Origin of the sequence: Vibrio sp. 10N.222.46.A1, assembly GCF_041473595.1 — a bacterium.
GTDB lineage: Bacteria > Pseudomonadota > Gammaproteobacteria > Enterobacterales > Vibrionaceae > Vibrio > Vibrio tasmaniensis_A.
In genome coordinates this window covers 1-12,951 of record NZ_JBFRSN010000306.1, presented here as the reverse complement: position 1 = coordinate 12,951, position 12,951 = coordinate 1, and the positions used below count along the sequence as shown (strand labels likewise).

Sequence of the window (12,951 nt, the reverse complement as noted above, 5' to 3'; positions counted from 1 at the left end):
GGTTAGGATGTATACCGCTATCACACTTATGCATTTTACTCCGATATGTTACCAACTGCGTAATATTTGTCACATAAGGAATGATAAGGATTTGCCATGATTATTAGTAATTAATAACCAGACACAATTTCAATGACTAGGAGTTGCGATGACGGCAGTGCTTGCTTTGTTTCGAGCCATGTTAGGTAGCCTAAGGGATCTCTTGCCGATCGTGGCGGTGATTGCTTTCTTCCAGCTTGCTGTTTTGCAAGAACCACTCCCTCATCTGTTGTCTATTCTAACTGGCTTAGTGCTGGTGGTTTTTGGACTGACTTTTTTTATCTTTGGCCTTGAGATGGGTCTGTTCCCAATCGGCGAGTCGATGGCTCAAGCTTTTGCTCGTAAGGGGAGCGTGTTTTGGTTATTGACCTTCGCTTTCTGTTTAGGGTTTGGTACCACCATTGCGGAACCCGCATTAACCGCAGTGGCCGCCGAAGCAGCAGAAGTGGCCGCTGAAGGTGGTGTTATTCCCAACTCTCTAGACGAAATGGAACAGTACGCCGATGGCTTGCGTTTCACCGTAGCATTGTCGGTGGGGATCGCCATCTTACTTGGGGTGCTGCGAATCTTAAAAGGTTGGCCAATTCAGTACATGATCATCGGAGGTTATATTGGAGTTGTGGTGCTCACTGCATTTGCCCCTGAAAACATCATTGGGATTGCGTACGACTCTGGCGGAGTGACTACATCGACCATTACCGTTCCGTTAGTGACCGCATTGGGCGTGGGTTTAGCCTCTGCGATTAAAGGGAGAAATCCGATGATTGATGGCTTTGGATTGATCGCCTTTGCTTCACTGCTGCCGATGATGTTTGTCATGGTCTACGGGATGGTGGTGACATGATCAGTGCTCAGCAATTTATCGACACCTTTCTTGGTACTGTCATGGATGTGATTCCGATTGCGGTGATCATCTTCGGTTTCCAATTAGCGGTGCTGCGCAAGCCAGTTAATAACTTAGGCAAAGTGCTGATAGGTTTCTTTTACGTCATTCTTGGGTTGTCGCTCTTTTTGATGGGGTTAGAGCTCGCGCTGTTTCCTTTAGGGGAGACTATGGCAATGCAACTCACCGAACCAAGTTTTTTGACTGAGTTCAAGGTCAGTTCAGGCCTTGCCTTAGTTTGGTTTGACTATTACTGGGTTTACCTTTTCGCGTTTTGTATTGGTTTCAGTACCACGATAGCCGAGCCCTCTTTGATCGCCGTTGCTATTAAGGCAAACCAAGTTTCCGGTGGCAGTATCAGTGTTAACGGGCTGAGGATCTCCGTGGCGTTAGGTGTAGCGATTGGCATATCGCTAGGTAGTTATCGCATCGTGGCTGGCGACCCTATTCATTACTACATCATTGCTGGCTATGTCATTGTGGTTATTCAGACCTTTTATGCGCCCAAATTGATTATTCCGTTAGCTTACGATTCTGGTGGGGTTACGACATCAACGGTGACGGTACCTTTAGTGACGGCACTTGGGTTGGGACTCGCGTCAACGGTGCCAGGAAGAAATCCGGTAATTGATGGCTTTGGGTTGATTGCTTTCGCGAGCTTATTTCCAATTATATCCGTGATGGGGTATGCCCAAATAACGCAATGGCTAAACCGATCACAATCCTCTAAGGAGAGCAAAGATGCGCTTTAAACTTATCTTAGCGTTTGTAGAAGAAAGCAAGACCGATATCGTGCTCGACGCCGCGCGTGATGCGGGTGCAACAGGGGCAACCGTGATTAACAATGCCAGAGGGCAGGGGCTAAACCAAAAGCGCACCTTCTTTGGGTTAACGTTAGAGGTGCAAAAAGATGTGCTGCTGTTTGTCGTCGAGGAGCACCTAGCTAGGCATATTCTAGAAACTATCGGTGAAGTCGGGGAGTTTGACCAAGAGTCAGGGCAAGGGATAGCAGTGCAGATCGATGTCGAAGATGCAGTCGGGGTCGCGCACCAAGTTGAAACATTAACTAAGGTTGTGGAGGACGAGTTATGAGTGGCAGTGAAAAAATCCGAGTAAGCGATGTAATGGCTAATACGTATGTGATTATCGATGGGCTAACCACTGTGTTGGAAGCGATAGAGATGGCTAAGAAGCATAAAGTGAAAGCCATCATTGTCGATAAGCGCCACGAAGATGACGAATACGGCATCGTATTGATGAATGATATTGCTAAGAAAGTACTGGCTAAGAACCGTTCTCCGAAGCGAACCAATGTTTATGAGATCATGACCAAGCCAGCGCTAAGCGTGTCTGCCGATATGAATGTGAAGTACTGTGCACGCTTGTTTGAGCGTTTTGGTATCAGTCGTGCCCCTGTGGTCAGTGACCATAAAATAGTCGGTATGGTTAGTTACAATAATATCGTGATCAACGGTATGGCGAGAGATGACGTGTAGCTGTTAGATACGTACAATAGGCTCATAAATTTTATGGAGAAGTACGTGTGAAATTATTTTTTGCTTCAGACCTACACGGTTCGCTGCCAGCAACAGAAAGGGTATTAGAACTCTACCAAGCGTCTGGTGCGCAATATTTAGTGCTATTGGGTGACATTCTGAATCATGGTCCAAGAAACCCGATCCCTGAAGGATACAATCCGCCGGCGGTTGCAGAGAAGTTGAATGCGTTTTCTCAAGAGATCATTGCTGTTCGTGGTAACTGCGATAGCGAAGTGGATCAGATGTTGTTGTCTTTTCCAATGATGATGGATTACTCGTGGGTACTATTAGAATCAGGCCAACGTATTTTTCTAACTCATGGTCATTTGTACAACACCAATAAACGCCCCGAGCTAAAGGCGGGTGATATTATTGCCCATGGTCATACCCATATTCCTGTTGCTGAATACCAAGATGACATCTTTATCTTTAATCCTAGCTCGGTGACATTCCCACGAGATGGCCACGCAGCGAGCTATGGCATCTATGAAAATAATATCTTTAAAGTCATTAGCCTTGAAGGTGATGTTCTCGTGAGTGGCGAGCTTTAAATAAACTCAATCGGCGGCGTTAGAAAAGGCTCACTTTGAGTCTACGTGGCCGAGGTCTCTGTCTGGAGCAATGATGTTTCGTACTCTTTGCTTCAGAACTTTAGCCTCAGGAAAACCGTCGTCCGCTTTTCTTTCCCAAATCTGTATTCCATTACAAAAAACCTCAAATCGACCTCCGGTATCAGGGTGTAAACTCACTTGCTCTATCTCTTCACTGAAAGTATGCAGTAACTCTTGGCATAACCAACTAGAACGAAGCATCCAATTGCATTGACGACAATAGTGTATTGCGATGGTTGCCTTGGTGATTGATGCACTTACCGAGCTTGGTTCTGTATTCATAGATACCCCTAAAAATTCTAAAACAGTAGTTTGATGTCAACAGTTAATAAAAAAGGGGCATCATGCCCCTTTCTATTGGTATATCGTTTAATGATATACAGTAAATCACTGTTGAGTTTTAGCTTAATCTGATTTTAGTTTGAGACAGTATTAGTTTGAGAATAACACCGTAGAACCATGATTTAGGCTAGTGAGCAGCAGTGCTTTCTGATTAATAATATCAATGCGTCGGCTTTGTTCTGCATCCATTTTAATCACTTGAGTGATCAGCTCGAGTTGCTCCTCTGAAAAGTCTTGTCGCTCAGCAGAAGTGACATCTTTAAACTCCGTTGGTGAAATCAGTAAGTAATTATCGTTAATATCCCACTGACCGGTTTCGGAAATATTGATGACGTTTGCGGGTGCAGTCTGAGTGCCATACAGTTTAACTACAGCCATTCTCAGATACGTACCGTTTGGCAAATACTTCGCATTCGATGATAGCTCAACCTTACGCAGTGGCCCGATTGAATCCTCTTGCTTGATATCGCTAATCAGAGTCACCATTTTCGATTGCCATTCGTGTTGCGTAAGCAAGCGTTCTATCTTTGCATCGCTACCCCAGTATAACCAGCCGCTCAAGAAAGCAGAGATAACCAGTAAAATAATGGATAATTTTAATTTCATGTTACTGACCACCGTTACAAATGTCGTGTACATCCGACTGGTTTGCGTAAATTCTTAGAGTTACATTCTCGCTCGAGTAATCTTGAGGGTGAATATAGTTTAGAGCTAGATTGTTACCTTGTCCGCCTGTTGCAATCACCTCAGTTGGCTTTAGCATGCCAGTGTGGCTGGTGTTGTAACGCAATACACATTTCTCTATCGCTGGCAGCCAACTAGTCAGAGTTGGATGGTTGATTGGGGTTTGAACTTTGACACCATTAACCTCTGCTAATGTTCGAAACTCTGACTCTGCTGGGTTCTTTAACGTTAAAACGAGTATTGGCATAATGAAAGCGACAAGTAACATTCCAAACGTTAACCATTTATTCGAACTTTCATCTTTAGGTTTAACCTGATTGGTTACTGGCTCGACTTCGACATGATTTTCTTGAGCCTTTGCAGTTGGCTCTGGATCAATAGTTTCAGTGATGACCTCATCAGCTAATGTGGTATTAGCAAATGTTAAAATAGGCTCTACGTCACTTCTGCAATTTCAGCTGTTGTTGGCTGATCGTTTGATGACAGTGGTGCTGAGCGCTCAACAGTCGCGATAAATTGATAACCACGTTTAGGAACGGTTTTTACAAATGCTGGAGATTTGGTTGAGTCTTTTAGCATTTTTCTGAGTGTCGATACCGCTTGCGTTAAGCTGGAGTCGTCCACCTCAAAGCCTTGGTCTCGCCAAACATATTCGTGTAATTCGTTACGAGTGATAACTTCATTGGGTCTTTCTGACAGCATCAGGAGAATGCGGCTTTCATTGCTGCCAAGACGTACGACTTCACCGTCGCTCATCTGATCAACAAGTGAGTTGCTATTTGGGTCAAATACGAACCGCTGTGCGAGAATAAACTTTGTGCCGATATTGCTCATTGAACTCTTCTATTTTGGATGATTTGGGGTGCGAAATAGACAAATCTCAGGTGAAGTTCTGTTAATTCTTCACCAAATCATGGCTTCTTTTATGTTCTTTTATATTTATAACACTCAAGGATAATAAAAACAGATCAAAAAAACAGTGTTTTTATGCTTTTTGACCTTGAATTTACATTTGTCATCCTCATGTTAATGAACATAAGAGAGGCATAATGTGCAACGCCCCTATGATTATTCAACATAAAGTATAGATGTTTTGGAGTAAAAATGAGCGAAACGGCAACGCAAAATAAAGAGACTCGTGGCTTTCAATCTGAAGTAAAACAACTACTTCACCTAATGATTCACTCACTGTATTCAAATAAAGAAATCTTCCTACGTGAGCTGATCTCTAACGCATCTGACGCGGCTGATAAGCTTCGTTTTCAAGCGCTATCAAATGGCGACCTTTACCAAGGCGATGCTGATTTAGGTGTGAAACTTTCGTTCAACGCTGAAGCAAATACTTTAACGATCTCTGATAACGGCATAGGTATGAGCCGCGACAACGTTATTGAGCATTTAGGTACTATTGCTAAGTCAGGCACAGCTGACTTTTTCTCAAAGCTGTCTGAAGACCAAAGCAAAGACTCTCAGCTTATTGGCCAATTTGGTGTTGGTTTCTATTCTGCATTTATCGTTGCAGACGCAGTGACTGTTCGCACTCGAGCAGCTGGACTTGCTAATGACCAAGCCGTGCAATGGCACTCTGCGGGTGAAGGTGATTACACTATCGAAGACATCACGAAAGAATCTCGTGGTACAGACATCATTCTTCATATGCGTGAAGACGGCAAAGAGTTCTTAAATGAATGGCGTCTGCGTGAAGTGATTGGTAAGTATTCTGATCACATCGGTATCCCTGTCTCTATCTTCACAGCGGTGAAAGATGACGAAGGTAAAGACACCGAAGAGAAGCATTGGGAGCAGATTAACAAGGCTCAAGCGCTTTGGACTCGTAACAAGTCTGATATCGAGAAAGAAGAGTACCAAGAGTTTTACAAGCACGTATCTCACGACTTTGCTGATCCACTAACGTGGAGCCATAACAAAGTTGAAGGTAAGAACGACTACACAAGCCTACTTTACATCCCAGCTAAAGCACCTTGGGATATGATGAATCGTGACCATAAGAGCGGCCTTAAGCTTTATGTACAGCGCGTATTCATCATGGATGATGCAGAGCAGTTCATGCCATCTTACATGCGTTTCGTTCGCGGCTTGATTGATTCAAACGATTTACCACTGAACGTGTCTCGTGAAATCCTGCAAGATAATAAGGTAACTCAGTCTCTTCGTGGCGCATGTACCAAGCGTGTACTCACTATGCTTGAGCGCATGGCGAAGAATGACAACGACAAGTACTTGGAGTTTTGGAAAGAGTTCGGCCTAGTACTGAAAGAAGGCCCTGCTGAAGACATGGCGAACAAAGAAAAAATCGCAGGTCTACTTCGTTTCTCATCAACGGAAGAGGATTCTGTTGAGCAAACCATCAGCCTCGCTTCTTACGTTGAACGTATGAAAGAAGGCCAAGACAAGATTTATTACCTAACGGCAGACAGCTATGCCGCGGCTAAGAACAGCCCACACTTGGAGCAGTTCAAAGCAAAAGGCATTGAAGTGGTTCTAATGTACGATCGTATCGATGAGTATGTGATGAATTACCTAACTGACTTCGACGGTAAGCAGTTCCAGTCGATCACAAAAGCAGGCTTAGATCTAAGCAAGTTTGAAGGTGAAGAAGAGAAAGAGAAGCAAAAAGAGACGGAAGAAGAGTTCAAGTCTGTTGTTGATCGCACTCAAGCTTACCTTGGTGATCGTGTTAAAGAGGTTCGCACGACATTCAAGTTAGCAACTACACCTGCTGTTGTTGTGACCGATGATTTCGAGATGGGCACTCAAATGGCTAAGCTTCTTGAAGCTGCGGGTCAAGCTGCACCTGAAGTTAAGTACATCTTTGAGATTAACCCTGAGCACGCACTTGTGAAACAGATGGCTGATGAAGCGGACGAACAAGCGTTTGGCCGTTGGGTTGAGCTACTACTTGGTCAAGCTATGCTGGCTGAAAAGGGCTCAATGGAAGATCCGTCACAATTCTTAGGTGCAATCAACGAACTACTGACAAAACGTTAGTCTTTCGACTTTGGGCTAAGCTCATAATTATAATTAAAAGCTCGCTAATGCGGGCTTTTTTTATGAACGTCGCTTAACTTCATCGAAATGTCGCTAAAGTTGCTAACAAGACGAACGCAAACGCTGTCGATACATTCTTTAGTCTTAATTTAAGCAAAATTGAATATTAATGTGATAGAATGCTCGACCTAATCAGCTGGTACTATGAACCTATCATCTCCAGTTGTATGATTTTTAAACGTTATACCGAAACTTACCGTTTTGCTTCTGTTTACAGTTGTGCTTAGCCTCAGTTGTTACCTAATCTCTCTTGTTCGACTTAAATTGAACCAGAAAGGCGGGATAGTGAGCTTCGGTATAAATCATAATTTTTATAAGAGGATTAAACATGCGCATCATTCTTCTAGGTGCTCCTGGCGCGGGTAAAGGTACTCAAGCTAACTTCATCATGAACAAATTTGGTATCCCTCAAATTTCAACTGGTGACATGCTACGTGCTGCTATCAAAGCGGGTACTGAGCTTGGTAAGCAAGCAAAATCAGTAATCGACGCTGGTCAGCTAGTTTCTGATGAAATTATCCTTGGTCTAATCAAAGAGCGTATCGCTCAAGATGACTGTGAGAAAGGTTTCCTACTAGACGGTTTCCCACGCACAATCCCTCAAGCTGATGGCCTAAAAGAAATGGGTATCGCAGTAGACTACGTTGTTGAATTCGACGTAGCTGACGATGTGATTGTTGAGCGTATGGCTGGTCGTCGTGCTCACCTTCCTTCTGGCCGTACATACCACAATGTGTACAACCCGCCTAAAGAAGAAGGTAAAGATGACATCACTGGCGAAGAGCTAGTGGTTCGTGATGACGACAAAGAAAAAACAGTTCGTGCACGTCTAGGTGTATACCACGATCAAACAGCTCCGCTTATCTCTTACTACGGTAAAGAAGCTGAAGCAGGTAACACTAAGTACCTTAAGTTCGACGGTACTAAGCAAGTTGCTGAAGTTAGTGCAGAACTTGAGAAAGCACTAGCATAATTGGCTAACAGCCAGTTTTAGAATTTGATATATTGGAAGCGACCTTAAGGTCGCTTTTTTTGTTTCAATTTTTAGTCATATACCAATCTAGATAAACTCGATTGTGCACTGTTTCCGTGGTACGGCTTAGATTCGCGCGGCTAACGATCAATGTGATGTTGTGATCACCTAGGTTAAGAACGATTATTCTTAAATTTAGTAGCACAACAATGATCTTAAACTTATGTAGATTAGTATATTACGTTCCAGAAAATCACATATTGGTCTCAGGTATCTATGGAAAATAATAAAAAGCAGGGCGTTTTACTGGTGAACTTAGGAACACCAGACTCAGCGACCCCAGCTGGCGTTCGTCGATTTTTGAGTGAATTCTTACACGACAAGCGAGTCGTAAACTTAACGCGTTGGTTGTGGTGTCCTATTTTACATGGGGTGATCTTACCGATTAGAGCGCCGAAAGTGGCTAAGCTGTATCAGTCTGTTTGGATGGATGAAGGCTCACCACTGCTTGTGTACTCTCAAAGACAAGCCGAAAAGCTCCAGAAAAAATTACAGATACCCGTAGCGCTGGGTATGACCTATGGTAACCCAAGCCTTAAAACGGGCGTTGAGCAATTAATGGGTCAGGGCGTTGAAGACATCATCGTATTGCCTTTATATCCTCAATACTCAGGCACAACCACAGCGGCCGTATCTGATGGCTTAACCAAGGCCTTTAAGCAGATGCCAGTGATTCCGAGCTATCGCTTTATTCGCGACTACTACGCGCACCCAAGCTACGCAAAAGCATTGGCTGAAAGCGTGCGTAGCCATTGGGATAAAAATGGTAGAGCCGATCATTTAGTTTGTTCTTTCCACGGTATTCCGAAACGATTGGCTGATGAAGGCGACATCTACCCACAGCATTGTGAAGCGACAACAAAGCTCCTTGCTGCTGAGTTAGGCTTATCAGCGGACGATATCACCATGACATACCAATCTCGATTTGGTCGAGAAGAGTGGTTGAAGCCATACACTGACGAGACACTTGAATCATTGCCAAGCAAAGGCATCAAAAAAATCGATATTATGGCGCCTGCATTTTCTGTGGATTGTTTAGAAACGTTAGAAGAGATTTCGGATCAGTGTAAAGAGACCTTCATTGACGCTGGTGGCTCAGACTTTAGCTACATTACGTGTCTGAATGATAGAGACTCGCACATCGATATGATGGCGGAGTTAGTGGCGCTGTATCGTTAAATACGACTTCGCCTAAATTGTCATGCATATCTAAAAATAGCAAAAGGGCTGCTCAATGAGCAGCCCTTTTTGATCTGGATGTTTCTTCTTGAAATAGGTCTAGATATTAAGCAACCGAAGTTTCTGCTTTTGGCTCTGCTTCAAGCATCATGTTGCTTTCTACGCCATGCATCCATGATACAAGCTTGCCAGCACAAAGAAGCAGTAAGACGCCACTTATTGTCGCTGTAATTGCGATACCACCGAAGATAGACATTGCGCCAAGCTCACCAACGTGAGAACCCACAAGGCCAGCTACGTAGTTTGCGACAGCGTTGAAGCCAAACCATGCCCCCATCATTAGTGATGCGAGACGAAGCGGAGCTAACTTAGTGACCAACGACAGGCCAATAGGAGATAGACAAAGTTCGCCAAGGGTATGGAAGAAGAAAGCACCGACTAGCCACAGCATTGATGTTTTCACTGTTAGGTCGCCACCTTGCTCCATTACAGCGCCCATCATGCACACAAAACCAAGAGCTAGGAAGAACAAAGCCATTGCAAATTTCACTGGAGAATTTGGTTCACGCTTACCAAGCTTAACCCAAAATGCAGCAATGATTGGTGCAAGTGTAATGATGAAGAATGGGTTCAGAGATTGGAACCACGCCGCTGGGACTTCAAAGCCACCAATCATGCGGTCAGTATATTGTTGAGTATAGATATTCATCAGACCGCCAGCTTGTTCAAAGCCCGCCCAGAAAACTATGACGAATAGACCCATAACCAGAATAACTTTTAATCGATCGAACTCTTCTTTGGTTAGTGGCGTTTTTTCTTTAGATTGGTTCAGTGCTTTTGCTCGCGCAGCTGCTGGCACTGAACCAATGTTACCTAACCAAGATTGAGCCATTGTCATTTGCATGATTAAGCTAATAACCATACCAATACCAGCGGCTAAGAAACCTGCTTTCCAGCCGAAAGAGTCGACAGCAGCGCCTGAAATCAAGCCACCTAATAATGCACCTAAGTTGATGCCCATGTAGAAAATGGTGAATGCACCGTCACGGCGGTTATCGCCTTCTTGGTATAGGTCGCCAACCATGGTCGAGATGTTTGGCTTAAACATACCGTTACCACTGATAAGGAGTGCTAAACCTAGATAAAGAGCATTTACTTGGTCTAAGCCAATAGCGCCGTTAGGAAGAGCGAGTGTAAATTGGCCGAGTGCCATTAATACACCACCCACTAGGATCGATTTACGTTGTCCTAAGTAGTTATCGGCAATCCAGCCACCGATCAATGGCGTGATGTAGACTAAGCCAGTGTAAATACCGTAGAGATCAAGTGCGTCTTTCGTTGACCAACCAAGCCCACCGTTGAGGGTCGTGTCAGTCAAAAATAAAACAAGGATGGCACGCATCGCGTAGTAGGAGAAACGTTCCCATAGCTCTGTGCTAAATAATAAAAATAGGCCTCTAGGGTGGCCAAAGATGTTGTGATTGCTTGGCATAAGTTTTACTAATTTTAGGTATTAAAAGATTTTATAGTCATTCATGTATACACAGTAGGGTAAAAGTCTGCAATAGGCGTATTTTGTGGTCACGATAACTTGGTTTTGCTAAAGTGTTGATATTAAATAAATTTACTTTTAATGTGGCCCATTCTGCTTGTGCTGCAAACTAATTTTCCATATTTGACCTGGTTGGTTAGTAACCTTTTTTAAGATCCTATCCAATAAAAATGTTTAGATCTATTGCCCTAGCCTATCGTTATGATCTTATAGGGAATGTTATTCATATTATCTGCGATATACATATGCTTACAGCAATGAGTCTTTTGATCTCTAAATGTTCCTTGTACAATGACTGACCAAATTTTTTACCTATGACTTTTTGGTTGATAAGTCTGTCTGTTGCGCGTAATTTCTCGCTTATCAGGACTCATTTATTAACGGCGACTAAACTGTTTTAGGCTGTGGTTAAATGTCCAAAGAACGAAGATGGCGAGTTAAATGAAACGTTGGTATTTACTTTACTGTAAGCGTGGTGATCAAAAACGCGCTCAACAGCACCTAGAAAATCAGGGGGTAGAGTGCTTTTACCCTCAAATAGAAGTCGAAAAGGTAGTGAGAGGGAAAGAGAAGCTGGTCCAAGAACCGCTGTTCCCATCCTATATCTTTGTCCGTTTTGATTATGAGCAAGGCCCAAGCTTTACTACCGTTCGTTCAACTCGTGGTGTTGTCGACTTTATTAAGTTCGGTGCAAGGCCGTATGAAGTCCAAGGTGATTTGGTTTTTGAGCTAAAAGAGTTCGAGAAGTGTTGCAGTAGCGAAGTTGAAGATTGCTGTGTTGAGTTTGAATCAGGGCAAGTTGTCAAAATTAATAGTGGCCAGTTTGCGGGTGTTGAAGCTATTTACCATCAGAAAGATGGCGAAGCTCGATCCATTATGCTCGTAAAAATGATCAGCCAAGTGGTTCCGATCAGTATTGAAAACGAAGCACTACAAGCTCACGTATAAGTGAAATATTAAAAAGTAAAAACTAGGCTTAAAACAAAAAGGCGCATAATGCGCCTTTTTTAGTATTTGATTTTTCAAACGCTTAAGCGTTATAGGCGTCGTTGTGAACGGCTTGTACCGCACGGCCTGATGGGTCTACACAGTTTTTGAATGACTCATCCCACTCGATCGCTTTTGCTGATGAACAGGCAACTGAAGGGCCGCCAGGTACACACTCTGCCGCCGATTCTAGAGGGAATAGCTCCTCAAAGATTTCACGGTAAGCATAACCTTCTTTGGTTGTTGGTGTGTTGTAAGGGAAACGGAACTGAGCAGCTTCCATTTGTTGATCCGTTACTTTTTCTTCAGCCGTTGCTTTCAATGTATCAATCCAGTCGTAGCCAACACCATCAGAGAACTGTTCTTTTTGGCGCCATGCGATTGAATCTGGTAAGTAGTCTTCAAAACACTCACGTAGGATGTGTTTCTCCATTTTACCGTTACCGCACATTTTGTCTTCAGGGTTTAAACGCATAGCCACATCGATGAACTCTTTATCCAAGAATGGTACACGACCTTCGACTCCCCATGCTGCAAGTGATTTGTTTGCACGAGCACAGTCAAACATGCTTAGAGCAAGAAGTTTACGTACCGTCTCTTCGTGGAACTCTTTTGCGTTTGGCGCTTTATGGAAGTACAGGTAGCCACCAAAGATTTCATCAGCACCTTCACCAGAAAGTACCATCTTGATACCCATTGCTTTGATCTTACGAGCTAGCAAGTACATCGGCGTTGAAGCACGGATGGTCGTAACATCATAAGTTTCGATGTGGTAGATAACATCACGGATTGCATCTAAGCCTTCCTGAATGGTGTAAGTCATCTCATGGTGTACAGTACCGATTTTGTCCGCAACTTCACGTGCAGCAATCAGATCGGGAGCATTTTCTAGGCCAACAGCAAATGAGTGTAGTTGTGGCCACCAAGCTTCTGATTGCTCGTCATCTTCGATACGCATTGCTGCAAAACGTTTAGCGACTGCAGAAGTGATTGATGAATCAAGGCCACCAGATAGAAGTACACCGTAAGGAACG

13 protein-coding genes and 1 pseudogene are annotated in these 12,951 nt (G+C 43.6%); 9 read left to right on the top strand and 5 right to left on the bottom strand.

The window, feature by feature from the left end; genetic code table 11:
* Window positions 1–148 precede the first annotated feature (148 nt).
* Genes AB4496_RS10145 through yfcE form a run of 5 tightly spaced genes read left to right on the top strand, consistent with a single transcriptional unit; the run spans window position 149 to window position 3,011 of the window.
* A complete protein-coding gene (locus AB4496_RS10145) occupies window positions 149–883 on the top strand; it encodes a DUF1538 domain-containing protein (RefSeq protein WP_009847350.1) in 735 nt (244 codons plus the stop codon).
* Window positions 880–1,674: a DUF1538 domain-containing protein gene (locus tag AB4496_RS10140; RefSeq protein ID WP_009847349.1), complete on the top strand. Its 795-nt coding sequence runs from the start codon at window positions 880–882 to the stop codon at window positions 1,672–1,674. The genes AB4496_RS10145 and AB4496_RS10140 overlap by 4 nt, the downstream gene beginning before the upstream one ends.
* Window positions 1,664–2,014, top strand: a complete 351-nt coding sequence (locus AB4496_RS10135) for a P-II family nitrogen regulator (RefSeq protein WP_009847348.1) — start codon at window positions 1,664–1,666, stop codon at window positions 2,012–2,014. The genes AB4496_RS10140 and AB4496_RS10135 overlap by 11 nt, the downstream gene beginning before the upstream one ends.
* A complete protein-coding gene (locus AB4496_RS10130) occupies window positions 2,011–2,418 on the top strand; it encodes a CBS domain-containing protein (protein WP_009847347.1) in 408 nt (135 codons plus the stop codon). The genes AB4496_RS10135 and AB4496_RS10130 overlap by 4 nt, the downstream gene beginning before the upstream one ends.
* Window positions 2,419–2,465: 47 nt before the next feature.
* Complete coding sequence (gene yfcE / locus AB4496_RS10125; RefSeq protein WP_009847346.1) at window positions 2,466–3,011, top strand: phosphodiesterase; 546 nt, start codon at window positions 2,466–2,468, stop codon at window positions 3,009–3,011.
* Between the two features lie 30 nt (window positions 3,012–3,041).
* On the opposite strand, the gene AB4496_RS10120 is transcribed toward yfcE, so the two are convergent.
* The 3 genes and pseudogenes from AB4496_RS10120 to AB4496_RS10110 all read right to left on the bottom strand — a co-directional run bounded on the left by AB4496_RS10120 (window position 3,042) and on the right by AB4496_RS10110 (window position 4,931).
* A complete protein-coding gene (locus AB4496_RS10120) occupies window positions 3,042–3,353 on the bottom strand; it encodes a SelT/SelW/SelH family protein (protein WP_017096855.1) in 312 nt (103 codons plus the stop codon).
* Window positions 3,354–3,503: 150 nt separating this feature from the next.
* The gene (locus AB4496_RS10115) at window positions 3,504–4,019 is read right to left on the bottom strand and encodes a regulatory protein ToxS (RefSeq protein WP_009847344.1); all 516 of its coding nucleotides are present in this window, start codon (window positions 4,017–4,019) and stop codon (window positions 3,504–3,506) included.
* A gap of 1 nt (window position 4,020) precedes the next feature.
* Window positions 4,021–4,931 (bottom strand): annotated as a pseudogene (locus AB4496_RS10110) (transcriptional regulator).
* 270 nt (window positions 4,932–5,201) lie between these two features.
* Between AB4496_RS10110 and htpG the strand changes: the two are divergent.
* From htpG to hemH, 3 genes are all read left to right on the top strand, one after another.
* Window positions 5,202–7,106, top strand: a complete 1,905-nt coding sequence (gene htpG, locus AB4496_RS10105; protein WP_009847342.1) for a molecular chaperone HtpG — start codon at window positions 5,202–5,204, stop codon at window positions 7,104–7,106.
* Between the two features lie 388 nt (window positions 7,107–7,494).
* Window positions 7,495–8,139, top strand: a complete 645-nt coding sequence (gene adk / locus AB4496_RS10100; RefSeq protein ID WP_102257779.1) for an adenylate kinase — start codon at window positions 7,495–7,497, stop codon at window positions 8,137–8,139.
* A 276-nt stretch (window positions 8,140–8,415) separates the two neighbouring features.
* Window positions 8,416–9,378 (top strand): ferrochelatase, encoded by a 963-nt coding sequence (gene hemH / locus AB4496_RS10095; RefSeq protein ID WP_009847340.1) that lies wholly within the window; start codon window positions 8,416–8,418, stop codon window positions 9,376–9,378.
* Window positions 9,379–9,484: 106 nt separating this feature from the next.
* On the opposite strand, the gene AB4496_RS10090 is transcribed toward hemH, so the two are convergent.
* Window positions 9,485–10,870, bottom strand: a complete 1,386-nt coding sequence (locus AB4496_RS10090; RefSeq protein WP_009847339.1) for a peptide MFS transporter — start codon at window positions 10,868–10,870, stop codon at window positions 9,485–9,487.
* Window positions 10,871–11,371: 501 nt separating this feature from the next.
* Between AB4496_RS10090 and rfaH the strand changes: the two genes are divergently transcribed.
* Window positions 11,372–11,878 (top strand): transcription/translation regulatory transformer protein RfaH, encoded by a 507-nt coding sequence (gene rfaH, locus AB4496_RS10085; protein WP_009847338.1) that lies wholly within the window; start codon window positions 11,372–11,374, stop codon window positions 11,876–11,878.
* An 82-nt stretch (window positions 11,879–11,960) separates the two neighbouring features.
* Here rfaH and asnB read toward each other — a convergent pair.
* The coding region (gene asnB, locus AB4496_RS10080) for an asparagine synthase B (protein ID WP_372130909.1) at window positions 11,961–12,951 on the bottom strand (991 nt) is incomplete at its 5' end.

Excerpts from the sequence above, each read along its gene's own strand:
- AB4496_RS10145 (WP_009847350.1), top strand. The coding sequence starts at position 149 with ATGACGGCAGTGCTTGCTTTGTTTCGAGCCATGTTAGGTAGCCTAAGG.
- AB4496_RS10140 (WP_009847349.1), top strand. The coding sequence starts at position 880 with ATGATCAGTGCTCAGCAATTTATCGACACCTTTCTTGGTACTGTCATG.
- AB4496_RS10135 (WP_009847348.1), top strand. The coding sequence starts at position 1,664 with ATGCGCTTTAAACTTATCTTAGCGTTTGTAGAAGAAAGCAAGACCGAT.
- AB4496_RS10130 (WP_009847347.1), top strand. The coding sequence starts at position 2,011 with ATGAGTGGCAGTGAAAAAATCCGAGTAAGCGATGTAATGGCTAATACG.
- AB4496_RS10120 (WP_017096855.1), bottom strand. The coding sequence starts at position 3,353 with ATGAATACAGAACCAAGCTCGGTAAGTGCATCAATCACCAAGGCAACC.
- AB4496_RS10115 (WP_009847344.1), bottom strand. The coding sequence starts at position 4,019 with ATGAAATTAAAATTATCCATTATTTTACTGGTTATCTCTGCTTTCTTG.
- htpG (WP_009847342.1), top strand. The coding sequence starts at position 5,202 with ATGAGCGAAACGGCAACGCAAAATAAAGAGACTCGTGGCTTTCAATCT.
- adk (WP_102257779.1), top strand. The coding sequence starts at position 7,495 with ATGCGCATCATTCTTCTAGGTGCTCCTGGCGCGGGTAAAGGTACTCAA.
- hemH (WP_009847340.1), top strand. The coding sequence starts at position 8,416 with ATGGAAAATAATAAAAAGCAGGGCGTTTTACTGGTGAACTTAGGAACA.
- AB4496_RS10090 (WP_009847339.1), bottom strand. The coding sequence starts at position 10,870 with ATGCCAAGCAATCACAACATCTTTGGCCACCCTAGAGGCCTATTTTTA.
- rfaH (WP_009847338.1), top strand. The coding sequence starts at position 11,372 with ATGAAACGTTGGTATTTACTTTACTGTAAGCGTGGTGATCAAAAACGC.